Annotated in this window: 20 protein-coding genes and 1 pseudogene; 8 read left to right on the top strand and 13 right to left on the bottom strand. The window is 62.5% G+C overall.

Annotated elements, in window-relative coordinates:
• Nucleotides 1-2 precede the first annotated feature (2 nt).
• From parA to WD767_04820, 4 genes are all read right to left on the bottom strand, one after another.
• Nucleotides 3-644 carry a ParA family partition ATPase gene (parA, locus tag WD767_04835; protein MEX2615400.1) on the bottom strand — a complete coding sequence of 214 codons (642 nt, stop codon included), beginning with the start codon at nt 642-644 and terminating at the stop codon, nt 3-5.
• Nucleotides 645-741: 97 nt separating this feature from the next.
• Nucleotides 742-1,509, bottom strand: coding sequence for an anti-sigma factor (locus tag WD767_04830; GenBank protein ID MEX2615399.1), 768 nt, complete (start codon nt 1,507-1,509; stop codon nt 742-744).
• Complete coding sequence (locus WD767_04825) at nt 1,506-2,015, bottom strand: sigma-70 family RNA polymerase sigma factor (GenBank protein ID MEX2615398.1); 510 nt, start codon at nt 2,013-2,015, stop codon at nt 1,506-1,508. The genes WD767_04830 and WD767_04825 overlap by 4 nt, the downstream gene beginning before the upstream one ends.
• A 153-nt stretch (nt 2,016-2,168) precedes the next feature.
• A complete protein-coding gene (locus tag WD767_04820) occupies nt 2,169-2,687 on the bottom strand; it encodes a cytochrome c (protein MEX2615397.1) in 519 nt (172 codons plus the stop codon).
• Nucleotides 2,688-2,895: 208 nt separating this feature from the next.
• Between WD767_04820 and araD the strand changes: the two genes are divergently transcribed.
• The 8 genes and pseudogenes from araD to WD767_04780 all read left to right on the top strand — a co-directional run bounded on the left by araD (nt 2,896) and on the right by WD767_04780 (nt 10,091).
• Nucleotides 2,896-4,635, top strand: coding sequence for an L-arabinonate dehydratase (gene araD / locus WD767_04815; GenBank protein MEX2615396.1), 1,740 nt, complete (start codon nt 2,896-2,898; stop codon nt 4,633-4,635).
• Nucleotides 4,636-4,652: 17 nt separating this feature from the next.
• Nucleotides 4,653-5,378 carry a ribonuclease activity regulator RraA gene (locus WD767_04810; protein ID MEX2615395.1) on the top strand — a complete coding sequence of 242 codons (726 nt, stop codon included), beginning with the start codon at nt 4,653-4,655 and terminating at the stop codon, nt 5,376-5,378.
• Nucleotides 5,379-5,441: 63 nt separating this feature from the next.
• On the top strand, nt 5,442-6,293 hold the full coding sequence (locus tag WD767_04805; GenBank protein MEX2615394.1) for a TauD/TfdA family dioxygenase: 852 nt from the start codon (nt 5,442-5,444) through the stop codon (nt 6,291-6,293).
• A gap of 74 nt (nt 6,294-6,367) precedes the next feature.
• A pseudogene (locus WD767_04800) lies at nt 6,368-6,580 on the top strand (heme-binding protein).
• A gap of 37 nt (nt 6,581-6,617) precedes the next feature.
• Complete coding sequence (locus WD767_04795; protein MEX2615393.1) at nt 6,618-7,739, top strand: NADH:flavin oxidoreductase/NADH oxidase; 1,122 nt, start codon at nt 6,618-6,620, stop codon at nt 7,737-7,739.
• A gap of 201 nt (nt 7,740-7,940) precedes the next feature.
• Nucleotides 7,941-8,810: an isocitrate lyase/PEP mutase family protein gene (locus tag WD767_04790; protein MEX2615392.1), complete on the top strand. Its 870-nt coding sequence runs from the start codon at nt 7,941-7,943 to the stop codon at nt 8,808-8,810.
• A gap of 15 nt (nt 8,811-8,825) precedes the next feature.
• A complete protein-coding gene (locus WD767_04785; protein MEX2615391.1) occupies nt 8,826-9,239 on the top strand; it encodes a DUF350 domain-containing protein in 414 nt (137 codons plus the stop codon).
• 6 nt (nt 9,240-9,245) lie between these two features.
• Nucleotides 9,246-10,091 carry a serine protease gene (locus tag WD767_04780; protein ID MEX2615390.1) on the top strand — a complete coding sequence of 282 codons (846 nt, stop codon included), beginning with the start codon at nt 9,246-9,248 and terminating at the stop codon, nt 10,089-10,091.
• Between the two features lie 30 nt (nt 10,092-10,121).
• Here WD767_04780 and odhB read toward each other — a convergent pair whose 3' ends face one another.
• The 9 genes from odhB to WD767_04735 all read right to left on the bottom strand — a co-directional run bounded on the left by odhB (nt 10,122) and on the right by WD767_04735 (nt 21,892).
• Nucleotides 10,122-11,420 (bottom strand): 2-oxoglutarate dehydrogenase complex dihydrolipoyllysine-residue succinyltransferase, encoded by a 1,299-nt coding sequence (gene odhB, locus WD767_04775; GenBank protein MEX2615389.1) that lies wholly within the window; start codon nt 11,418-11,420, stop codon nt 10,122-10,124.
• A gap of 22 nt (nt 11,421-11,442) precedes the next feature.
• On the bottom strand, nt 11,443-14,481 hold the full coding sequence (locus WD767_04770) for a 2-oxoglutarate dehydrogenase E1 component (protein ID MEX2615388.1): 3,039 nt from the start codon (nt 14,479-14,481) through the stop codon (nt 11,443-11,445).
• A gap of 56 nt (nt 14,482-14,537) precedes the next feature.
• A complete protein-coding gene (gene sucD, locus WD767_04765; GenBank protein ID MEX2615387.1) occupies nt 14,538-15,413 on the bottom strand; it encodes a succinate--CoA ligase subunit alpha in 876 nt (291 codons plus the stop codon).
• Nucleotides 15,414-16,610 (bottom strand): ADP-forming succinate--CoA ligase subunit beta, encoded by a 1,197-nt coding sequence (gene sucC, locus WD767_04760; GenBank protein MEX2615386.1) that lies wholly within the window; start codon nt 16,608-16,610, stop codon nt 15,414-15,416.
• Nucleotides 16,611-16,655: 45 nt separating this feature from the next.
• On the bottom strand, nt 16,656-17,684 hold the full coding sequence (gene mdh / locus WD767_04755; GenBank protein ID MEX2615385.1) for a malate dehydrogenase: 1,029 nt from the start codon (nt 17,682-17,684) through the stop codon (nt 16,656-16,658).
• A 197-nt stretch (nt 17,685-17,881) separates the two neighbouring features.
• Nucleotides 17,882-18,361: a hypothetical protein gene (locus WD767_04750; GenBank protein MEX2615384.1), complete on the bottom strand. Its 480-nt coding sequence runs from the start codon at nt 18,359-18,361 to the stop codon at nt 17,882-17,884.
• The gene (gene zapE / locus WD767_04745) at nt 18,354-19,487 is read right to left on the bottom strand and encodes a cell division protein ZapE (GenBank protein ID MEX2615383.1); all 1,134 of its coding nucleotides are present in this window, start codon (nt 19,485-19,487) and stop codon (nt 18,354-18,356) included. Before zapE ends, WD767_04750 begins: the two co-directional genes overlap by 8 nt.
• 89 nt (nt 19,488-19,576) lie before the next feature.
• Nucleotides 19,577-20,926 (bottom strand): Gfo/Idh/MocA family oxidoreductase, encoded by a 1,350-nt coding sequence (locus WD767_04740; protein ID MEX2615382.1) that lies wholly within the window; start codon nt 20,924-20,926, stop codon nt 19,577-19,579.
• Nucleotides 20,927-20,962: 36 nt separating this feature from the next.
• Nucleotides 20,963-21,892: a glyoxylate/hydroxypyruvate reductase A gene (locus tag WD767_04735; GenBank protein MEX2615381.1), complete on the bottom strand. Its 930-nt coding sequence runs from the start codon at nt 21,890-21,892 to the stop codon at nt 20,963-20,965.
• Between the last annotated feature and the right edge of the window lie 7 nt (nt 21,893-21,899).

Genomic DNA, 21,899 nt, shown 5'->3' with positions numbered 1-21,899 from the left:
CATCACGAAAGGCGCTTCAACAGTTCCTTCGCCAGCGCCTGCACTTCCTGGGATGCCTTGCCGCCCGGTTCCGTTTCCAGCGCCGTCAGACCGGCCCCGACGCTGCTGGCAAAGACGACCCGGTTTCCCAGAAAAGTCTCGGTCGTCTCCGCCGGAAATTCCTTCAGCGCCATCCGCATGTCCGCCGTCAGCCGCGACCGTGACGGAACCCGGTTCAACACCAGTATCGCCTCGGTTCTTTCGCGGGCCGCCAGGGTCAGGATAGGTTCGGTCGCCCATAAATCCATCGGCGTCGGCTGTACCGGCACCACGACAAGGTCCGCGGCTTCCAGCGCCGGCTTGACCTCGGTTTCCGCCTTGGGCGGCGTGTCGATGATAACCATGTCGTAGTCACGCGCCAGCGCCCGCGCTTCCCGCCGCGCGCCCCAGCCGCTGGCGGTGCGGAACGCCAGGCCGACATCGTCTTCGCCGAGGCTGCGTTCGCGCGCTTCCAGCCATTCGCCGAGGCTGCCCTGGGGGTCGATATCGAGGACGGCGACGGACATGCCATCAAGTTTCGACCAGCAGATTGCCAGGTGCGCGGTGAGTGTTGTCTTGCCCGTGCCACCCTTCTGCTGCGAGATCGTTATGATTTTTCCCGGCATGACATCGCGCCCAACCTGAATTGTTGCAATGCAGCATTATACCGTGGCGCCGCGCTTTGCCAATCGATTTCTGGTCGGCCCGCCGCCGCAAGGCGCCCTATCGCGCGAGACTGTCGTGGACGATCCGGGCCGCGTCGAGCAGGCTGTCGCGCGGGATCGCTCCCGCCAGTACATAGGCGAAATGTTCATCGACCCAATAGAACGCCGAAACGCCCTTGTGGTCTATGAAGCGAAAGGAAGTTTCCTTCACCAGTTCGTTGCGCTGCACATAGACGGTCAGCCGTCCGCCGGATTCGTTTTCATACATGAACTGGGCTGTCGGCCGCCCGCCGTCGGGCAACAAGCGGCCCCCGACCAGTCGGTAGCCCAGGCCGATCAGGTCCGGCATGCGGATATCCTGACCCAGCCGCTTGGACAGCCAGCTGACCAGGTGTTTCTCCTCCGCCGCCTGGACTTCCACCGCGTGGCGGTTTTCAGCCACGTAAACGGTATGCGCATTGAAGGCATATTCGGCAATTTGCGAATCGTCGCCTCGCGGCCACTGATCCCGGGCAAACCAGCCGGACAACCCGCCAATCGCAAGGAAACCGATTGCGGCCGCGATGCGCCAGAGGGGCGACATGCCGGGCGACACTGCGTTGCGCCCGGTCGCGGCCGCCAGAAGGCGCGCCGGCACCGGCTCGTCAAGGACCGGATCGAACCGTTCGTGCAGGGCGGCGTTCAGGCCGGTATAGGCGGCCAGCCTCCGGGCGTCATCGGGATTTTCCGTGAGCCAGGCATCGACATCCGCATGCGTATCGGCATCGAGGCGGCCGTCGACCCATGCCTGCAGCTCCGCGTCGCTGAATCTTGGCGAATCCGTCACTTGGCCCTCCGCAACGGCGTAACCGAATCGAACTCCATGATCTCCCGCAGCCGCTCGCGCCCCCGCGCCAGCCGCGACATCACGGTGCCGACCGGTACATCGGCCACCGATGCGGCTTCCGCATAGGTCAGGCCCTCCAGCCCGACCAGCAGGATAACGCTGCGCTGTTCCTCGGGGAGCGCCGCCAGCGCCGCGGTGATATCGCGGACAGCGAGTCCCGCACCCGGATCACCGGAGGCCGATTCACGGTCGACGCCATCGGAATCGGAATGAATTTCCGGCGCCCGGCCGTCCCGGCGCAGCTCATTTACATGCAGATTATGCAGGATGGTGAACAGCCAGCTACGCATCGTACCCGTCGGCTGCCAGGCATGCAGGCGCCCCATGGCCCGGGCCAGACATTCCTGGACAAGGTCGTCGGCGACCTCGCTGTCACGTACCAGTGCCCGCGCGTAGCGCCGCAAATGCGGAATCTGGTCGATGATCTGGCGTTCCCTGCTGATCATACCGGAACCGAACCACCTTCACACCGGATACGGAGACCATCTCCGTACACATCTGGCCCTGCGCGCAACACCGGTAAAAAAAGGGCCCCGCCGAAGCGGGACCAGCTTAGGGGATAATCACGTTCAACGCCATTCCGGTGTCGTCCGGTACGATTACTTCACCTTGTCGCCTCGGTAATCCTTGTGGCAGGCGCCGCAGCCATTCTTGCCAACCATCGCGAACTGCGCCTTGATGGCTTCCGCGTCACCGCCGGCAGCGACGGTCGCCAGCTTTGCCGCCTCATCCGACAGCGCCTTCGCCCTTGCTTCAAAATCCGCCCAGTCGTCCCAGATTTTCGGCAGCGCCCGGGTCATTTTTTCGTCGTAATCACCGCGCGCCGTTCCCTTCGGGAAACCTTCGGGGATTTTCATCGCGGCGTCGCTCAGCATGCTGGCATTTGTCGCCACATCCGCGGCGCTGCCTTCACCCTTTTCCACGAAATTCTTGATGGCGCCAAATGGCTTGGCGATGCCCGACTTCATATGGTCAACCCGCATCTTGATCGCTTCCTCGCCCTCGGCCGCCACAGCCGCGCCAATTGCGCCCGATACCGCCAGAATCGTCGCGGCAATTGTCACCTTGAAACCGTTACCCATCACGAACACTCCCTCATCCAGATGTTTATGCGCCATTTCGACAGCCTGAAGCCCGGCGTCCCCTCACAAGCGGAATCCACCCGGACCTCAATAATATTAACACCGCCCGGGCCTGAATATTCCTTTGGACACGAAAAAATCATCTGCCCGAAATTGCTGCACCGCGTCATTGAATCTGTTCGCCCTCGCCGGTCCGATTGCCTAAAAGGAAAGGTGAGCGATTTCGTCCGATGAAAGTGGAATCATGACCGAACAGAAAAAATCCCCGGAAACCCTGCGCAGCGCCCGCTGGTTCGCGCCAGACGACCTGCGCTCCTTTGGCCATCGTTCGCGCGAAATGCAGATGGGCTATGACAAGCAGGACTGGGACGGCAAACCCGTCATCGCCATTGTGAACACCTGGTCCGACGCGCAGCCCTGCCACGCCCATTTCAAGCAGCGGGTCGAGGACGTCAGGCGGGGTATCCTGCAGGCGGGCGGATTCCCGATGGAATTGCCGGCGCTGTCACTGTCGGAAAGCCTGGTGAAGCCGACCAGCATGCTGTACCGCAACATGCTGGCGATGGACGTGGAGGAACTGCTGCGCTGTCATCCGATTGACGGCGCCGTGCTGATGGGCGGCTGCGACAAGACCACGCCGGGCCTTGTCATGGGTGCGGTCAGCGCCGGCATGCCGATGATCTACCTGCCGGCCGGCCCGATGCTGCGCGGCAATTACCGCGGCGAAACGCTGGGCAGCGGGTCGGATTCATGGAAATACTGGGATGAACGCCGCGCCGGCACGATCGACGCAGAGGAATGGCAGGCGGTCGAAGCGGGCATCGCCCGCTCCTATGGCCACTGCATGACCATGGGCACCGCCAGCACCATGACGGGCATCGCCGAAGCCCTGGGCCTGACCCTGCCGGGCGCCAGTTCGATCCCCGCCCCCGACGCCAACCATATCCGCATGGCCGCCGGCTGCGGCCGCCGTATCGTGGAAATGGTCTGGGAAGACCTGACACCGGCCAGAATCATCGACCGCCGCGCCGTCGACAACGCGGTCACCGTGGCGATGTCCATGGGTTGTTCGACCAACGCGATAATCCACCTGCTCGCCATGGCGCGCCGGGCCGGGGTCGACCTGACGCTGGACGATCTGGACGCCGCCGGCCGCCACGTACCGGTAATCGCCAATATCCGCCCCAGTGGCAAGACATACCTGATGGAGGATTTTTATTATGCCGGCGGGTTACGCGGCATGATGAGCCGCCTGAAGGACAGGCTGAACCTCGACGCCATGACCGTTTCGGGAAAAACGCTCGGCGAAACGCTGGAAGGCGCAAGCGTCAACAATGACGACGTCATCCGGACGATGGAGGATCCGATCTACCACGAAGGATCGCTCGCCGTGCTGCGCGGCAACCTGGCGCCGGATGGCGCGGTCATCAAACCGGCGGCCTGCGATCCGCGGTTCCTGAACCATGAAGGCCCGGCGCTGGTTTTCGACAGCTATCCCGACCTGAAGGCCCGAATCGACGATGACGACCTGGACGTCACCGCCGATACGATCCTGATCCTGCGCAACGCGGGCCCGCAAGGCGGGCCGGGCATGCCGGAATGGGGCATGCTGCCGATCCCGAAAAAACTGCTGAAGCAGGGCGTGCGGGACATGGTGCGCCTGTCCGACGCGCGGATGAGCGGCACCAGCTACGGCGCCTGCATCCTGCACTGTTCGCCGGAAGCCTTTATCGGCGGCCCCCTGGCGCTGGTGAAGACCGGCGACCGCATCCGGCTGGACGTGCCGAACCGGACCATCGACATGCTGATCGACGACGATGAACTGGCCGCGCGAAAGGCCGCCTGGAAGAAACCGCTCCGCAAGTACGAGCGCGGCTATGGCTGGATGTTCTCCCGGCATATCAAGCAGGCGAATGAAGGCTGCGATTTCGACTTCCTCGAAACCGGCTTTGGCGAACCCGTTCCCGAACCCGATATATTCTGATCCGGAGTATTACTGGCATGACCGACTACACACTGAGCGACGCCACCCGGCAGAAGCTGATGGGCGTCAGCGCCGCAACCATCTGCACCGCCCTGTTCAAGCGCGGATTGCGCAACCAGTTCATCCAGGATGTTCATCCCGTCGGTCCATTCAGGGGGAACATGGTCGGGCAGGCCTATACCATGCGCTACATCCCGGCGCGGGAAGACCTGAACCCGCTCAGCGTTTTCCAGGACCCGTCGCATCCGCAGCGGGCCGGCGTAGAGGCGATTCCGGCGGGCTGCGTCATGGTGATCGACAGCCGCAAGGATGCGCGCGCGGCCTCCGCCGGGTCGATCCTGATGACCCGCATGATGAAACGCGGCGTTGCCGGGGTCGTGACCGATGGCGGCTTCCGGGATGCGCCCGAAATCGGCGCGCTGGACATGCCCAGCTATCACAATCGTCCTTCCGCGCCCACCAACCTGACCCTGCACCAGGCGATTGACCTGAACGTACCCATCGGCTGCGGCGATGCACCGGTGTTTCCGGGCGACGTGATCGTCGGCGACGGCGAAGGGGTGGTGGTTATCCCCGCCAATATCGCGGACGAGATCGCCGAAGAAGCGTTCGAGATGACAGCCTATGAGGATTTCGTCACCGAGCAGGTGCAGGGCGGGGCGACAATCGTCGGGTTGTACCCCGCAACCAAAGCCGAAAACCTGACGAAGTTCACCGCATGGCGCAAAGCCAATAGCCGCTGAAGCAGATGAGGAAACGCCGTCTGGTATTGAGCAAAACGGGACAACAGCATTCGATGGGATCAGATGTCTTTTGAAATCCGGCCTTTTCCCGCCTGCCTGGGCGCGGAAATCATTGGAATAGACCTCGCCAACCCACTTTCCGGGGACGACTTCGCCAGGGTCCACCGGGCGCATCTCGACCACCTGGTCATTGTCTTCCGGGATCAGGCGCTGACGCCGGAACAACAGATCGCTTTTTCTAAACGTTTCGGACCACTGGACCGGCATCCATCCGATCAGGCTTCGCTGGCCGGGTATCCGGAAATCCTCGTTGTATCGACCCGCAAGGAAAACGGCAGGTATGTCGGCCTGCCCGATGCGGGGCCGAAATGGCATTCGGATCTGTCCTATGTGAAAACGCCGGCGCTGGGTTCCATGCTCTATGCATTGGAGGTGCCGGACCATGGCGGGAATACAGGCTTCGCCAGTATGTACGAAGCCTATGAAACCCTGCCGGATGACCTGCGGGCGGCACTGGACGGCAGGCGCGCCATCTTCCTGCCGGGGCGGGCGCAGAAAGGCGGGGCGGACTTCAAGGTCGGCTTTTCCGCCGAACAGAAGGACCGTGTGCCGCCGGTTGCGCATCCGGTGTTCCGCACCCATCCGGAAACCGGCCGCAAATCGGTCTTCGCCAACCCGCAGCATACGATCGGGATCGAGGGCATGGACGAAACGCAAAGCATGCCGTTACTGGAGCGTCTGTTCGATCACTGCACGCAGGAGCGGTTCAGCTTTCGCCATCAGTGGCGGTCCGGCGACATGGTGTTCTGGGACAACCGCTGCGCCCTGCATATCGCGGACCTGTCACGGGTCGGCGATCCGGCCTACCAGCGGCATATGCACCGCACCACCATCATGGGCGACGTCCCCTTCTGAGAACCGGAGCAGAATCCATGCACCTGATAACGACGCTGGGCCTGGCCGAGGCATCGCGGATAACCGATAACGTACTGGCGGTCGGGCGGCTGATTCCGGCGCCAGGCGGCGTATTGGTGAAGGATGCCAATGAAGCGGTGATCGGCGCGCTCGGTATCAGCGGCGATACGTCCGAGCGGGACGAATATTGCGCCATCATGGCGATCCGGGCCGCCGGCTTCGGCTGCGAACCGGCCGATCCGGACCCGGACTGGCCGACCTCGTCCCTGTCGGACAAACCGGAATAGCCGCCGGAAGCCGATTAATCGCCGAAAGGACTCATCCATGCCCGCCCGCCTGTTCACGCCCCTGCCGCTACGCGGGGTCACCCTGCACAACCGGATCGTCGTCGCGCCGATGACGCAGTTTTCCACCAATGACGGGGTGGCGGGCGACTGGCACCTGATGCATCTGGGGCAATTCGCCGTTTCCGGCGCGTCGCTGGTGCTGCCGGAATCGACCTATGTCGCGGCGGAGGCGCGTAACACGCCCGCCTGTCTGTCGCTTTACACCGACGAACAGGAAGCCGCCGTCAAGCGCATCGGCGATTTCTTTGCCGCATACGGTTCGGCGGTGCTGGGGGTGCAGCTTTGCCATGGCGGCCGCCGCGCCGGGATGCTGGAGCCCTGGAAAGGCGGCGGTCCGCGCCCGCTGGCGCAGGGCGGGCATACTGCCCTGGCGCCATCCGCTATTCCCCTGGAGCCGGACTGGCCGGCCCCGCGCGCCTTGTCCCGCCAGAACATCGCGGAAGTGATCCAGCAATTCGCCGACGCGGCCGTCCGCGCACATCGGGCCGGCGCAAGGGTCATCGAACTGCACGGCGCGCATGGTTACCTGATCCATCAGTTCCTGTCGCCGGTCAGCAACCGGCGCAACGATGACTACGGCGGCAGCCTGGAGAACCGGATGCGGTTTCCGCTGGAAGTCTTCGAGGCCGTCCGCGCCGTCTGGCCGGACGACCTGCCGATCGGTATGCGGGTTTCCGCCAGCGACTGGATCGAGGGCGGCTGGACGGTTACCGAAACCGTCGTCCTGGCCCGTGCGCTGGAGGCGCAGGGCTGCGATTATATCCATGTATCCAGCGGCGGCATGCGGGCGGACCAGAAAATCGACACCGGTCCCGGATACCAGACCGGCTTCGCCGCCGCCGTAAAAGCCGCCGTCAACATGGTCGTAATCGCCGTCGGTGAAATCAGCGAACCGCTGCAGGCGGAAACGATCCTGCGCACCGGGCAGGCGGACGCCGTCGCGCTGGCTCGGCCGATGCTGTTCAACCCGCACTGGCCGATGCGCGCGGCGCAGGAACTGGGCGCGGACATCGCCTATCCGCGCCAGTATGAACGCGGTCACCCGGCCCGCTGGGGCGCGGCGGGACTGACGGCGCCCGGCAATCGGGTTCAACGTTGACATAGCGCATCAGGAACGTGATGCCGTCGTATCCGGCATTCGCACGCGCCCGTTGACGACAACCGCGTGAATCTGATCGCCCTCATTGAAAACAGGGCGCCTTCACACCCTGTCGCATCGGGTTGCCGCGTACCGGGTTGCCGTGCTCAATTGCCGGCAACGCAACCGACCCCGAACGCGATAATTCCGGAGGCCCTATCCATGAACAATGCGTCGCAACCGTCACTACGCGAACGGCTGAAATCGGACGATATCCTGATTGCCCCCGGCGTATTCGAGATGATCTCCGCCAAGGTTGCGGACCGCAAGGGTTTCGAGGCGCTGTATATGACCGGGTACGGGGTCGTCGCATCGTATCTGGGCCTGCCGGACGCGGGAATCGCAAGCTACACGCAGATGCTCGACCGCGTCGCGCAGATTTGCGACGGCACGAAAACGCCGCTGATCGCCGATGCGGATACCGGCTATGGGGGCCTGCTGAATATCCGGGAAACCGTGCGGGGCTATGAGGCCGCCGGCGCCGCCGGCATCCAGATCGAGGATCAGGAATTCCCCAAGAAATGCGGGCACACGCCCGGCAAGAAGGTCGTACCGCTGAACGAAATGGTTCGCCGGATTCAGGTCGCGGTGGAAAGCCGACGCCATGACGACACGCTGATCATCGCCCGCACCGACGCGCGCGCCGTAAACGGCCTGGACGACGCGCTGCGCCGGGCCGAGGCCTGCGCGAAGGCCGGGGCCGATGTCCTGTTCGTCGAAGCGCCAACCAGCGAAGCGGAAATGGAACAGATATGCCGCAGCTTCGATACGCCGCAGCTGGTCAACGTTGCCGATGGCGGAATGACGCCAATCCTGAGCCGCGAGCGCTACCAGGAAATCGGCTATTCGGTCGCCATCTATCCGGCCACGGGTTTCCTTGCCGCCACGCAGGTTTTCGACACAGTATACGGCGCCTTGAAAAACGAGGGCGACAGCACCTCGGTGCAGGACCTGCTATACCCGTTCCCGGAGATGTCGAAACTGATGGGCTTCGAGGATGTCTGGGAATTCGATAAAAAACACGCGACTTAAAACAGGAACGGCGGCATGGAAGCGATACTGGCAAGTCTGGGCAGCGGCTTTCCGACACTCATCCTTCATTTCAGCGTCACGCTGACGATCCTGGTCGTCGGCGTTTTCGCCTATGTGGCAATCACACCGTACCGGGAATTGCAGCTTGTCCGGGAAGGGAACACCGCGGCGGCGATTGCCCTGTCGGGGGCTATCCTGAGCCTGGCCATTCCGCTGGCATTCTGCATGGCGTTCAGCATCAACGTCGTGGACATCCTGGTATGGGGTATCGTGACCCTGCTGATCATGCTGGCGGTATACCGGCTGATCGACTTCCTGCTGAAGGACCTGCCGGCGCGGATCACCAATGGTGAAATCGGCGCTGCGCTTCTGCTGTCCGCCGTCAAGCTGTCCGTTGCGGCAATTACCGCGGCGGCTGTTTCAGGCTAAATCCCGGTGAAGGGCAGCGCCCGATACCCGCTGATTGTTTTCGTGCTGGTCCTCGTCACGCAGGCTATCGGATCCTGGCTGGAAAGCGATACCCCCGGCCCCGTCAGCCGACGGCCGCCGATTGAACTGGCGCCGGACGGGGGCGCCGAACTTTTGCCGCCCGGACGCCTCGACCCCATAGCCGATATCGAGGTCGGTCCCAAGCGAAACAGCGTTGGCACGGCCTTCGCCATTCGCGACGACGGTGTGTGGCTGACCGCGCGTCATGTGGTCGATGGCTGCGACAGGGTCGGCATTGTTATCGGCAACCGCCGCGCCGTTGCCGCCGACCGGGTCGAGGTCAACCCCCGCGCCGATATGGCGATCCTTTGGACCGATTGGGACGCGCCCGCCATGGCAATTTCACGCGAACCCCTGCGCAAAAACCAGGCAGGATATCATTTCGGCTTTCCGGGTTCGGTACCAGGCCAGGCGACGTCGAAACTGATCGGGCGGCTGCGGGCGCGCTCGGTCGGACGCTATCGCATCACCGAACCCGCCATTGCCTGGGCGGAAACCGCCCGGGTGCCGGACTCGGATCGTCTGGGCGGCATCAGTGGCGGGCCGGCGATAAACAGCAGGGGCCAGATTGTCGGCGTGACGTTTGCCGGCAGCAAGCGGCGGGGCAGGATATTCACCACGGCGCCGCTATCGATGGATCACCTGCTCGACACCGCGAATATCAGAGCAAACGGCCAGCCATCCGCCGGCCTGGACCTTGGCGTTCCGACAGCGGAAAATTTTGTCGCATACGGCGATGCCCTGCGGCGGCAACTGACCGTCGCCCAGGTCATCTGTCGCGTGTTCGAGTAGCGACGGCCGCTGCCGGCTGCGGCACAGGGATCAGACGTCGATCAGCAGACGCTGCGGATCTTCGAGCAGTTCCTTCAGGCGGACGACGAAGGTGACCGCCTCGCGGCCGTCGACGATGCGATGATCATAGGAGAGGGCGAGATACATCATGTTGCGGATCTTGACCTCGTCACCGACCGCCATCGGCCGCTTCTGGATCTTGTGCATACCGAGAATGCCGGACTGCGGCGTGTTCAGGATCGGCATGGACAGCAGTGAGCCGTAGACGCCTCCATTGGAAATGGTGAAGGTACCGCCGGTCATTTCCGCAATGGTCAGTTTGCCGTCCCGGGCGCGGCGGCCAAAATCGGCGATGGCGCCCTCTATCCCGGCGAAGCTCAGCTTGTCCGCATCGCGAAGCACGGGCACGACCAGCCCCTGCGGCGTGCCGACGGCAACGCCGATATCGTAATAATTCTTGTAGATCAGTTCATCGCCGCGAATTTCCGCATTGACCGCCGGAATTTCCTTCAGCGCGATAATCGCGGCCTTGATGAAGAAGGACAGGAAGCCGAGCCGGACATTATGCTTCTTTTCGAAGGCATCGCGGTATTCGCTGCGCAGGTGCATCAGCGCGCCCATATCGACCTCGTTGAAGGTCGACAGCATCGCGGCGGTGTTCTGCGCCTGTTTCAGCCGTTCGGCGATGCGCTGCCGCAGTCGCGACATCCGCACGACTTCCTCGCCACGCGGATCGGCGGCGCGCGGCGGCAGGTCCGCGGCAGGGGTGATGGTCGGGGCGGATGGCTGCGGCGCTGCGGCCGGTTTCGGCGCCGGCGACGCCTTGCGGCCCTCTATCGCGGCAAGCACATCCGCCTTGATCAGCCGGCCTTTCGGCCCGGTGGCCGGAATCGTGGCGGGATCCAGGTTATTGTCTTCGACCAGTTTGCGGACGGCCGGCGACAGGGCGATGTCGTCGACAGATGTCGACGGCGCGGGTTCAGAAGCCCCGGGTGCGGGGTCGGGCTTCGCAGTCGCTGGCTCGGCCGCCGGTTTCGGCGCTTCTGCCTGGGCTGGCGCTGCTTCAGCTTCCTTCGGCGCCGGGGCGGCCTCCCCTTCCGCAATGCTGCCCAGCAATGCCCCGACCTCGACATTGGCGCCGTCGCCGACGATAATTTCCTGTAACACGCCGGCGGACGGTGACGGGACTTCCAGCGTTACCTTGTCTGTTTCCAGTTCGAGCAGTGTTTCATCGGCGGCAACGGTGTCACCCACCTTTTTATACCATTTGGCGACAGTTGCCTCGGTGATCGATTCACCCAGTGTGGGCACCGTAATCTGGATTGTCATCAGGTAAGCCTTTCAGTCGGCGTTATTTCGTCTTGCTGCGGGTCGCGGGCTTGCGCGCCGCCGGTTTACCGGCGGCTGTCCTGCCAGCCGCCACCGCTTTCGGGGCCGCCGCCTTGCGTGCCGATGCCTTGCGCGATCGAACCTTCGGCGGCAGGGTCAGCGCCTCGTCGACCAGCGCCGCCTGTTCCCGCAGATGACGGCGCAGCAGACCAGTCGCGGGAGCAGCTGAATCCGGCCGACCCACGTAGCGCGGGCGGCTCACATCCATGCCGATTTCGACCATGACGGCCTCGAGACGCCGGTCGATAAAGAGCCAGGCGCCCATGTTTTCCGATTCTTCCTGGCACCAGACAACTTCAGCCTGCGGGAACCGGCCAAGCTGTTCGCGCAGCGATTTTTTCGGGAAGGGATAGAGCTGTTCCACGCGCATTAGATAGACATCCCTGATGCCGCGCTTTTCCCGCTCCTCGAGCAGGTCGAAATAGACCTTGCCGCTGCACAGAACCACGCGGCGGATCTCCTTGTCCGCGCCCAGCTCCCTGGAGCCCTCTGCATCGTCCCAGAGCACCCGGTGAAAGGTCGTGCCGGGGCCGAATTCCGCCAGTCTGGATACGCAGCTCCGGTGTCGCAGCAGCGATTTCGGCGTCATCAGAATGAGCGGCTTGCGGAAGTTGCGATGCACCTGGCGCCGCAGCACATGGAAATAATTCGCCGGAGTCGTGGGGTAGCAGACCTGCATGTTGTCGTCGCCGCAAAGCTGGAGATACCGTTCCAGCCGAGCCGAGGAATGTTCGGGTCCCTGTCCTTCATAGCCATGCGGCAGCAGCATGACGAGCCCGTTCATCCGCAGCCATTTATGTTCGCCGGATGAAATGAACTGGTCGATGATGACCTGCGCGCCATTGGCGAAATCGCCGAATTGCGCTTCCCACATCACCAGCGCATGCGGTTCCGCCGAACTGTAGCCGTATTCGAAACCCAGCACGCCGAATTCGGAAAGCGGGCTGTCGATCACCTCGAACGGCGCCTGGCCGAAACGGATATTGTTGAGCGGTATGTAGTCTTCTTCGGTTTCCTGGTCGATCAGGACGGCATGGCGCTGGCTGAAGGTGCCGCGGCGACAATCCTCGCCGGACAGGCGGACCTGAGTCGATTCGACCAGCAGCGTCCCCAGGGCCAGCGCTTCACCGGTTGCCCAGTCGATGCCTTCGCCGGTTTCGAACATTTTCTGCTTGGCTTCGAGTTGCCGGACGATCTTCGGATTGGCGTTGAAGTTCTGCGGCACCGTCGTCAGCGCATGGCCGACTTCCCGCAGCACATCCATTTCAACCGCTGTTTCGCCGCGGCGTTCGTCGCCGCTCGCCATCGCGAACCCTTCCCACTTGCCCTCGAACCAGTCCGCCTTGTTGCGAATATAGGAAGCGGAAACCTCGAACTCGTTCTCCAGGTGCTGCTGGAAACGCTCCACCATCTTGTCGGCTTCGCCGGGCTGTAGAACGCCTTCGGCTTCCAGCTTGTCGGCATAAATCTTGCGGGTCGTCGGATGCTCCGCAATCTTCTTGTACATCAGCGGCTGGGTAAATGCCGGCTCATCGCCTTCATTGTGGCCGTGACGGCGATAGCACCAAAGGTCGATCACCACGTCCTTCTTGAACTTCTGGCGATATTCCGTCGCCATCCGCGCCACATGGACGCAGGCTTCGACATCGTCGCCATTGACGTGGAAGATCGGCGCCGACACCATCTTCGCGACATCCGAACAATAGGGCGACGAGCGCGAATAGGATGGCGCCGTCGTGAAGCCGATCTGGTTGTTGCAGATAAAATGGATCGTCCCGCCCGTCCGGTAGCCGCGCAACTGCGACAGATCGAATGTTTCCGCCACAATGCCCTGGCCCGGGAAGGCCGCATCGCCGTGCAGTAACAGGCCGACCACCTTGTCCCGGTCGGCGTCGCCGCGCTGGCGCTGCTTGGCGCGCACCTTTCCCAGCACGACGGTGTTCACCGCCTCCAGATGGCTGGGATTGGGTGTCAGCGACAGATGCACCGTATGGCCGTCGAACTCCCGATCGGAGGATGTGCCCAGGTGGTATTTCACATCGCCCGAACCGAAGCCGTCATCCGGCTGCGACGCATTGCCGGCAAATTCGGAAAAAACTGCCTTGTAGGGTTTGTTCAGGATATTGGCGAGAATATTGAGCCGGCCGCGATGCGGCATGCCGATGATCAGTTCCTCGAAACCGAGTTGGGCGCCCCGCTTGAGGATCTGCTCGATGGCCGGAACGACCGATTCGCCGCCGTCGAGGCCGAACCGCTTCGTACCCCGGTGCTTGCGGTCGAGGAACTTCTCGAAGGTTTCGGCTTCGGTCAGACGCTCCAGTATCGTGCGCTTGCCGAGTTCGGTGAAATCGGTCTGGTTGCGGATTCCCTCGATGCGTTCCTGGATCCAGGACTTTTCCTCCGGAACCTGAATGTGCATGAATTCGACGCCGATATTGCCGCAATAGGTTTCCTCGAGGATCTTCACGATCTGCTTGAGCGATGCGGCCTCAAGTCCCAGCACGAAGTTGATGTATATCGGCCGGTCCATGTCCCGCTCGGTAAAGCCATAGGTCGCCGGGTCCAGGTCGGCATGGGAAATCGGCTTTACCAAGCCAAGCGGATCCAGGTTAGCGTGCAGATGGCCGCGAACCCGGTAGTTTCGAATCAGCATCAGGGCCCGCAGCGAATCCCTGGTCGCCTGGCGAATCTGTTCCGGTCCGGCCCCGGATGCCGCGGCAAAGGCGGAAGCAGACCGCGGCGCCGGGGTATCGGGATCGCCGGAGGTCGCGTCGGCCAGGTCGCCGTTGCCGCCCCCCATGACGCGGGTTCGGCGCGGCGCCCAGGTGGCGCCTTCCAGATCCCGCAACAGGTCACGCTCCGAATCGTCCAGCTTGCCGAAAAATTCCGCCCAGTCCGGATCGACAGACCCTGAATCATCCAGGTATTTCGCATACAACTCTGTGACATACGCCTCGTTGGCGCCAAACAGAACCGAGCTGTCTTCCATTTGAGATGCCATTCTATCCTCCGTATCCGCAGCAATACCGGCGCAGCCTGTGTACCGTGCGGGGGCGCTCAGCCGCGCATCGCCTCAACCATCGCCGTACCGATACCGGCCGGGCTCGATGCAACCGTGAAGCCCGCGCTTTTCATGGCGTCGATTTTCGATTCGGCCGTGCCCTGACCGCCGGAAATGATCGCGCCGGCATGGCCCATGCGTTTGCCCGGCGGGGCCGTTACACCCGCGATAAAACCGACGATCGGCTTCTTGACCTTTGACTGCCTGTAGAACTCCGTCGCCTGCTCCTCGGCCGTGCCGCCGATTTCACCGATCATGATGATGCCCTCGGTTTCCGGGTCGGCCAGGAACATCTCCAGGCAATCGATGAAATTCGTGCCGTTCACGGGATCGCCGCCAATGCCGATACAGGTCGTCTGGCCTAGGCCGGTCGCCGTTGTCTGCGCAACGGCTTCATAGGTCAGCGTCCCGGAACGCGAAACGACGCCGATCCTGCCGCGCTTGTGGATATGACCCGGCATGATGCCGATCTTGCATTCTTCCGGCGTGATGACTCCGGGGCAGTTCGGTCCGATCAGGCGAGACTTCGAACCGGCCAACAGCCGCTTCACCCTGACCATGTCGAGAACCGGAATGCCTTCGGTAATGCAGATCACCAGCGGAATTTCCGCGTCGAGCGCCTCGAGGATCGCGTCGCCGGCAAAGGGCGGCGGGACATAGATCACCGTGGCATCGACCCGCGTCGCCCGCACCGCGGCCGCCACCGTATCGAACACCGGCAGGTCGAGATGCGTGCTGCCGCCCTTGCCCGGCGTGACGCCGCCGACCATCCTTGTGCCATAGGCGATCGCCTGTTCGGAATGAAACGTTCCCTGCAGACCGGTAAATCCCTGACAGATAACACGCGTGTCCTTGTTGACGAGAACGGCCATCTATCTGGCCTCCTTCACGGCATTGACAATTTTCTGCGCGGCATCGCCCAGATCGTTTGCGGCAATGATATCGAGGCCCGAACTGGCGATGATCTCCTTGCCCAACGCGACATTGGTTCCCTCGAGCCTGACAACAAGCGGAACGGACAGCCTGACCTCCTTTGCCGCCGCGACGACGCCTTCGGCGATCACGTCGCAGCGCATGATGCCGCCGAAAATATTGACCAGGATGCCGGCGACATTCGGGTCGGACAGAATGATCTTGAACGCGGTAGTCACCCGTTCCTTCGTGGCGCCGCCGCCGACATCCAGGAAGTTCGCCGGCTCGCAGCCATACAGCTTGATGATATCCATGGTCGCCATCGCGAGGCCGGCGCCATTGACCATGCAGCCGATGCTGCCGTCGAGCTTGATGTAGTTCAGTTCGTGCTTTGACGCTTCGAGTTCGGAGGGATCCTCCTCGGTCTCATCCCGCAAGTCCTCGATGTCGCCATGCCGGAACAGGGCATTATCGTCGAAGGACATCTTCGCATCGAGCGCGATGACGTTCCCGTTGCCGGTCACGACCAGCGGGTTGATCTCGATCAGACTGGCGTCCAGTTCGGTAAACGCATTGTACACGGCGAGCACCAGCTTGACGCCGGCGCCGACCTGCTTGCCTTCGAGCCCCAGACCGAACGCCACCTTGCGGGCATGAAATCCGGAAATGCCGGTTGCCGGATCGATGACAACCTTGAGGATTTTTTCCGGCGTCTTTGCCGCCACCTCCTCGATATCCATCCCGCCTTCCTGCGACGCGATGATCGTGACCCGGCTCGTTTCCCGGTCGAGCAGCATGCTGAAATACAGCTCGCGGGCAATATCGCAGCCTTCCTCGATATATATCCGCTTCACTTCCTTGCCCGCCGGCCCGGTCTGTTTGGTGACGAGGATATGGCTGAGCATTTGGCTGGCGCTGGCCTTGACCTCCTCAACCGATTTGACGACGCGGACGCCGCCCTTGCCATCGGGATCGTCCTTGAACCGGCCGGCCCCGCGTCCGCCCGCATGAATCTGGCTCTTGACCACCCATACCGGACCGCCCAGTTCCTGCGCGGCGCTCGCGGCCTCACTGACGCTACGTGCGGCCGCGCCTCTCGGCACCGCGACATCGAATTTACGCAGAAGGTTCTTGGCCTGGTACTCGTGAATGTTCATGAGACCTCATCCATGTTGTCAAAAACATTGCTGACAGTATTGAGGTTATGTCTTGGCAGTTGCCGGCTGCTTCGGCGTCGCTGGTTTCTTCGCCCGCGACGCCGGCTTTTTCTTGGCGCCTTCGCGTTCCATTTTCGCGACAATGGCGCTCAGCGTCTTCACGTTATCAACGGAATTCTTGAACATCGCCGCTTCGGATTTATTCAGCGAAATTTCGACAATCCGTTCCACGCCGCCCGCGCCGATAATCACCGGAACGCCGACATACAGTCCGTTCAGCCCATAAGCGCCCTTCACATAGGCGGCACAGGGGAGAAGGCGCTTCTTGTCCTTCAGGTAGGCATCCGCCATCTGTATCGCGGACGAGGCCGGCGCATAAAACGCCGAGCCGGTTTTCAGCAGGTTGACGATTTCGGCGCCGCCGTCGCGGGTGCGCTGGATGATCTCGTTGATCTTCTTTGTCGTCGACCATCCCATCTTGACCAGATCGGGAACCGGGATGCCGGCCACCGTGGAATACCGCACCAGCGGCACCATCGTGTCGCCATGCCCGCCCAGCACGAATGCGCTGACATCTTCCACGGACACGCCGAATTCTTCCGCGAGGAAATACCGGAACCGTGCACTGTCCAGGACGCCGGCCATGCCGACAACCTTGTTATGCGGCAACCCGCAGGCATCGCGCAGCACCTGGACCATGACATCGAGCGGGTTCGTGATGCAGATTACAAAAGCCTTCGGGCAGTTCTTCTTGATGCCCGCGCCGACCGCCTTCATGACGTTGGTGTTGATGCCGATCAGATCGTCGCGGCTCATGCCCGGCTTGCGGGGGACGCCCGCGGTCACGATGACCACATCCGCGCCCCGCAGCGCGGTGTAGCTGTTCGCGCCGGTGACCTTTGCGTCATAGCCTTCGACAGGCGATCCCTCTACGAGGTCGAGCGCCTTGCCTTGCGGGACACCGTCGATAATGTCGAACAGGACGATGTCGCCCAGTTCCTTCAGCCCGGCAAGCAGCGCCAGCGTACCACCGATATTGCCCGCCCCAACCAGTGCAATCTTGTTCCGTGCCATGAGATTCTCCCTAATCTGAACCGGTACGACTGCAAGGCGACGAATGTTCTTCCATCCAGCATTCATTCTTACGGTCGCATGATAAATCCACTTGCTTGGTACGACGGTTCGGTTCGATAAGCAAGGTCAGCCGCCACTTTCAATAGTTAAAAGCTGAAAATTATCGCAATCTTATACGGTCGAAATCTTAACAACACTTATCGAAGCCAGATGTTTTTTTCCAGCGTCGCGGACGGCGCGCCGATTTTTGCCCGCCACTGCGACATCAGCTCCAGAAGCTGTCGCGGCCGATAGCCGTATGTCTGTGTCATTTTCACGCGCCGCATATCGCCGCCGGTCAGGTCGTAAAACTCGATGCCGGGACCGAGCATACCCCGGCGGAGCACAATGTCGGAGACATCGGTCCATTTGTAACGCCTCGCACTGAACAACTCGACAATGGTGAAACCCTCCTCGTCCAGGGTCAGCGAAAAACTGCCGTGCATCAGATGGACGGCGTAATAGATCGACGAGGCGGTAAGGAAGCCGCCGGCGACCCACGCATATTCGATCCCGTTCAGCCAGGCCCCGAACAGGAAGAGCGAACAGACGATGCTGGCGGCGGACATCGCCATGCACTGATATTTCGAGGGATACAGCGTCTGTGATTCCGCATCGACCAAAGTGTCGTCATCCATCGTTGCCACCGATATGCCGCAGCTTGAGATATTCCGGCGACTGCATTTCCATCAGCCGGCTGACCGCGCGTTCGAATTCGAAGGCGTGGCGCCCTTCGGTATACAGCTGGTGCGGCGGCGTTTCCGCCGCCATGACCAGGTTGACCTTGTGTTCATACAGTTCGTCGATCAGCAGCATCAGGCGTTTTGCCTCGTTTCGGCGCGCCTCGTCCAGCCTGGGAACACCGTCCAGCACAATCGTGTGATACCGCTCCGCGATGGCAATATAGTCACCGGCGCCGAGGGGCTTTTCGCACAGTTCGCCAAAGGTGAACCAGGCGACCCCCCTGCAGGCCCGGGAAACATGCAGTACCCGGCCCTTTACCTCGATCGCATCCGGCTGGCAGATCGCGCCTTCGGTCAATTTAGCGAAATCGGTTTCCAGCGCCGCCGTCGATTCCGGCCCTAGCGGCGATATGTAGACATCCATCGCCATCAGCCGTTCATGCCGGTAATCGGTCGGCGAGTCGAGGTGGAGGATATCCAGCTTCTGCTTGATCAGCGAAATGAACGGCAGGAACAGTTCGCGATTCAGCCCGTCCTTGTACAGGACGTCGGGCGCGAAGTTGGAGGTCGCGACAACGACAACCCCGCGCGCGAAAAGCGCTTCGAACAGCCTGCCGAGAATCATCGCGTCGGCGATATCGACGACGTGGAATTCGTCGAAACAGAGCAGCCATGCCTCTTTCGCCAGCTTGTCCGCGATCGGCACGATCGGGTCGTCCTCGCGACGGCTTTTATCCCGCTTGCGCCAGTTGTGCAGTTCTTCCTGCACCTCGATCATGAATTCATGGAAATGGACCCGACGCTTGCGCTCGACCAGGGCCTTGTCGAAGAACAGGTCCATCAGCATCGACTTGCCGCGCCCGACGCCGCCATAGACGTAGAGCCCCATCGGCGGGTCGGCAATGCGCCGCGACAGACCGAGACGCGCCTTCCATCCCTTTAGCCCGGACGCAGGTTCATAGCCCTTCAATCCGTTATGCAGGCTCTGGAATTTCTCGACGGCCAGTTCCTGCATGGTATCGGACTTCAAGGCGCCATCGCGGCGCAACTCGCGGTATGCGAACAGGGGCCCATCCGGCACTAGGATACTCCTTCAACAACGGAAAGCATGGCGGCAATGACTATCGCGGCAACCCTGTAGCAGTTCTTAATAACGACTTCCATGTGCGGCTATTTCGAAGCGGCATTGCGACGGTTCTGCATTTCCATTTCACGGCGAAAGACAACCGTCGCATCGTCCTCATCATATGCCACGTCCTGCCAGCAGACCGTCTGCCCCTGTGCGATGGCTTTTTTCAGCTTGACGCCATGCGCCAGCCCGATCGGCAACGCGCCTCTCGCCAGGGAATCCTCGGCCTGCATCAGTCTGCCCCAGACCGTGAAACCGCCTTCGCCATCCAGTACTTCGCCCGCCGCCAGGTCCCGCTTCGCGGTCGCCACCGCATCGCCCCGCCAGGCCCGGGAGACACCGGTCGGTTCGCCGCGCAGCGCCGCACTGGCGACGGATATGCCCAGTTCGAGGCCGATCAGGTGGTATGGCTTGAACATTGTGCTGTACCGCCCCGTGCTGTCGGTCAACAGCCCGTATTCCGAAAAGCAGCGGGCCACATAATCGCTGGGCGCCTCGAACGTGACATAGACGCCCCAGCGCAGATCGCCGACAACGGGGCGCCCGTCGCGCTCCTCGCTGGAGATGACCTCGACCATGCCCTTGCCATCCAGTAACCCGCCATCGTCGCGCGGGCGCAGGATGTGCGGCAGGTCATGCACCCCGCAGGGCGGGAAGGAAAGGCCGTCGCGCGGCGGCGACAGCCCGGTCGCGTTCGCAACCGCGGCCATTTCAATGCCGGATTTCGTACCGTCGAGGAAGGAGTTGAACATCTGCGGGTTCATGCCGCCCGCCGCCGCCTGTTCCGCCGTCAGTCCGTAATAGTCCCACACAGTGTCCGGCGTGGAGCCGTGAAACGACGGCAGGAATTTCGTACCTTTGCCCGCGCAGGTGACCGAAAAACCGCAGGCGCGCGCCCAGTCGACCAGTTCGCAGATCAGCGCCGGCTGATCGCCATAGGCCATGGTGTAGACGATCCCGGCGGATTTCGCACGTTCCGCCAGCAGCGGTCCGGCCAGCACGTCCGCTTCGACATTGACCATCACGATATGGGTGCCGTGTTCGCAGGCCTGCAGGGCGTGCCGGATTCCGGCCGCGGGATGGCCGGTCGAATCGATGACCACGTCGGCTTCGCGGATCAGCGCCTCGGCATCGTCGGAAATGTATGTCGCCCCATTCCGGCGCGCCTCGTCATAGGATGCCGCGCCGTATTGCGCTGCCGGCCATCCGACATTCGCCAGCGCCGCGCGCGCCCGGGCGGGCGACAGGTCGGCGATTCCCAGGATGTGAATCCCCGGCGTCCGCCGCGCCTGCGACAGATACATCGACCCGAACTTTCCGGCGCCGATCAGGCCGACCCGAACCGGGTTGTCGTCGGCCTCACGGCCCAGGAGCATGGCATGCAGATTCACGGGTTTCCTCCACGGGCGTGTGGCGCACGCCCCTGCTCAGTACCCGGCCTGAATGTCCACCGTGTTGCGCGGCGGTTCGCCCCGCTCAATACGGTGGATATTGGCAACCACTTCCGCCGCCGCCGAATGCGGCTGGGTAACGCTGGCGATATGTGCGGTGACGGTCACCCGGGGATGCGACCAGAAGGGATGGTCCGCCGGCAGGGGTTCATTGCGGAACACATCCAGCGTTGCCCCGGCGAGGTGTCCCGAATCCAGCGCCTGCAGGATATCGTCCTCGTTCTGATGGCCGCCGCGCGCCGCATTGATCAGCCAGGCCCCGCGCGGCAGGGCGGCAAACAGTTCGCGGTCCAGGATCCCCTCTGTTTCCGGCGTCAGCGGCAGCAGACAGACAAGAATTTCCGTTCGCGCCAGAAAGGGCTTCAACCCGTCTGCGCCATGAAAGGACTGCCCGCCGGGGAACGCCTTTCGTGTGCGCGACCAACAGGCCATGTCGAACCCGAAGGCGCCCAGCGCCTGCGCCGACGCCTGCCCGAGCACACCGAACCCCATGATGCCGACGCGGCGGTCCGGCGCCGTCGGAACGATCAGCTCATTCCACACACGGTCGCGCTGCGCCTGTTCCAGGGTCGGGACCTCGCGGTGATAGCGCAGCACATGCAGCGCCACGTATTCCGCCATGCCCCGCGTCAGTTCCGGTTCGACCATGCGCACCACCGGCACGCCATCGGGCAACCCGGTATCGCCGAGCAGATGGTCGACCCCGGCGCCGATGGAGAAAATGCATTTCAGGTTCGGGAACTGGCGCAGGGCGCCTTTTTCCGGTTTCCAGACGAAGGCGTATTCGATATCCGCCACGTCGCCCGGCGAGGTCCAGCTCCGGCAATCGAGTTCGGGCGCGACCCCGCCAAAGGCGTCGCGCCAGATATCGTCGCGGGCAAAATCGGATTTGATGATCAGGGCCATGGTTTCA

The sequence above is a fragment of the Alphaproteobacteria bacterium genome, from assembly GCA_040905865.1.
Lineage (GTDB): Bacteria > Pseudomonadota > Alphaproteobacteria > UBA8366.
Note: the sequence above shows the minus strand (reverse complement) of the source record. Positions and strands in the feature narration are given on the sequence as shown.

Excerpts from the sequence above, each read along its gene's own strand:
- parA (MEX2615400.1), bottom strand. The coding sequence starts at position 644 with ATGCCGGGAAAAATCATAACGATCTCGCAGCAGAAGGGTGGCACGGGC.
- WD767_04825 (MEX2615398.1), bottom strand. The coding sequence starts at position 2,015 with ATGATCAGCAGGGAACGCCAGATCATCGACCAGATTCCGCATTTGCGG.
- WD767_04820 (MEX2615397.1), bottom strand. The coding sequence starts at position 2,687 with ATGGCGCATAAACATCTGGATGAGGGAGTGTTCGTGATGGGTAACGGT.
- araD (MEX2615396.1), top strand. The coding sequence starts at position 2,896 with ATGACCGAACAGAAAAAATCCCCGGAAACCCTGCGCAGCGCCCGCTGG.
- WD767_04810 (MEX2615395.1), top strand. The coding sequence starts at position 4,653 with ATGACCGACTACACACTGAGCGACGCCACCCGGCAGAAGCTGATGGGC.
- WD767_04805 (MEX2615394.1), top strand. The coding sequence starts at position 5,442 with ATGTCTTTTGAAATCCGGCCTTTTCCCGCCTGCCTGGGCGCGGAAATC.
- WD767_04795 (MEX2615393.1), top strand. The coding sequence starts at position 6,618 with ATGCCCGCCCGCCTGTTCACGCCCCTGCCGCTACGCGGGGTCACCCTG.
- WD767_04790 (MEX2615392.1), top strand. The coding sequence starts at position 7,941 with ATGAACAATGCGTCGCAACCGTCACTACGCGAACGGCTGAAATCGGAC.
- WD767_04785 (MEX2615391.1), top strand. The coding sequence starts at position 8,826 with ATGGAAGCGATACTGGCAAGTCTGGGCAGCGGCTTTCCGACACTCATC.
- odhB (MEX2615389.1), bottom strand. The coding sequence starts at position 11,420 with ATGACAATCCAGATTACGGTGCCCACACTGGGTGAATCGATCACCGAG.
- WD767_04770 (MEX2615388.1), bottom strand. The coding sequence starts at position 14,481 with ATGGCATCTCAAATGGAAGACAGCTCGGTTCTGTTTGGCGCCAACGAG.
- sucD (MEX2615387.1), bottom strand. The coding sequence starts at position 15,413 with ATGGCCGTTCTCGTCAACAAGGACACGCGTGTTATCTGTCAGGGATTT.
- sucC (MEX2615386.1), bottom strand. The coding sequence starts at position 16,610 with ATGAACATTCACGAGTACCAGGCCAAGAACCTTCTGCGTAAATTCGAT.
- mdh (MEX2615385.1), bottom strand. The coding sequence starts at position 17,684 with ATGGCACGGAACAAGATTGCACTGGTTGGGGCGGGCAATATCGGTGGT.
- WD767_04750 (MEX2615384.1), bottom strand. The coding sequence starts at position 18,361 with ATGGATGACGACACTTTGGTCGATGCGGAATCACAGACGCTGTATCCC.
- WD767_04735 (MEX2615381.1), bottom strand. The coding sequence starts at position 21,892 with ATGGCCCTGATCATCAAATCCGATTTTGCCCGCGACGATATCTGGCGC.